This is a genomic window from Nonomuraea diastatica (genome assembly GCF_004349015.1).
GTDB classification, from domain to species: domain Bacteria; phylum Actinomycetota; class Actinomycetes; order Streptosporangiales; family Streptosporangiaceae; genus Nonomuraea; species Nonomuraea diastatica.
In genome coordinates, this window is sequence record NZ_SMKP01000407.1 from 1 (window position 1) to 1,478 (window position 1,478).

Consider the following 1,478-nt stretch of genomic DNA (forward strand, 5'->3'; position numbering starts at 1 on the left):
TAGCTCGACGAGGTAGGTGCCGTGAGTGGATTTTAGGCGGCCTGGGTGGCGGGTGCCAAGGCCGAGTCGTCGGTGGGGTGGAGTTGGGCAGGCGGGTGCAGCAGGGCCCGGCGGAGGTCTTGCAGGATGCGCAGGCCCGTGCCGGTCATGGTGAAGCCGCGCCAGCCCCGGGAGGCGCGGTCGAGCACGGCCCACACGAGTGAGACGCAGCTGGTTTCGCCGGGGAAGCGGCCGATGACCTTGACGCGGCGGCGGGTCTCGCCGAAGGTGCGCTCGATGAAGTTGGAATGTCGCACGCGCTTGTGGTGCTCGATCGGGAAGCGCAGATACGGGGTCAGGCTCTGGCGGTCGGTGAGCAGGCACTTGACCGCTGCCGGGTAGCGGCTGCCCCAGGTGTCGGCGAAGGCGTCGATGCGCCGCTGCACCCAGTCGACGAGGTGCTGGCCGGGCTTGACGTCCTCGCCCAGCTCGCTGAGGTCGAAGATCTGCCAGTAGGCGGCCTTCACCCCGGCCGGGTCGCCGGCGCTGACCTTGGCCAGCACGTTGCGGGCCCGATGAACGAGACATCTTTGGCGCAGCGAGGGTGAGAAGACTTGCTCGGCGGCGCTGATCAGGCCGGGTGCGCCGTCGGAGATGATCAGCAGCGGCGGGCGCAGGCCGCGGGCGGTCAGGTCGGTGAGGAAGTCGTGCCAGGCGTCGGTGGACTCGGATCCGGCGGCGGCCAGGCCGACGAAGACGGGCTTGCCGGCAGTGGTGATGCCCCAGGCGGCCAGGACCGGCTCGGCCCTGCTGCCGTCGTGCATTGTGAAGTGCGAGGCGTCCAGGAACAGGTAGTCCAGCTCGACGTTCGACAGGTCGCGCCGGCACCAGGTGTCGTACTCGGCCACGATGGCCTGGCAGATGGTCGAGACCGTGGACTTGGACAGGGCGGCCTCGGGACTGAGCGCGTCGGCCAGCGTGCCTTCGACGTCGCGCACGCTCAGGCCGCGCACGAAGGAGGCGATCACGAGGGTTTCCAGCGCGTGGGTGCGGGTGACGCCGGCGCCGAACAGGCGGGAGGCGAACTTCTCGGTGGTGCCGCGCAGCTTCGGCCTGGCGATGGTGATCGGACCTGAAGTGGTTTTGACGGTGGTCGGGCAGTGCCCGTTGCGGTATCCGGGCCGCACCGTGCTCTCCTCGTCGCTGCCGTCTGCGGAAGTGGTGGCGGCGCGCTGATAGCGGGCGCGGCCGAGGAAGGCGTCCACCTCGGCTTCGACGGCGGTCTGGATGATCAGGCGGGCGCCGAGCCGGGCGACGTCCTCGATGACCTCGACCAGGTCACGACCTTCGGTGAACAGGGCGTCGATCTCGGCGCGGATGGCTTGAACGGGCGGTAGTGTGCGTGCCACGAGCGTAGGTCCTTGCGTTGTGCGAACTTTGGACGGTTCAGCACGGCAACCTACGCTCGTTCACATTTACACCGCATCTCGGACGCGACC

The 1,478-nt window shown here is 69.0% G+C and carries 1 protein-coding gene; it reads right to left on the bottom strand.

Translation table 11 applies throughout. The features are described 5' to 3' along the window. Positions 1-32 precede the first annotated feature (32 nt). A complete protein-coding gene (locus E1294_RS51895) occupies positions 33-1,388 on the bottom strand; it encodes an IS256 family transposase (RefSeq protein ID WP_132520734.1) in 1,356 nt (451 codons plus the stop codon). Positions 1,389-1,478: the final 90 nt, after the last annotated feature.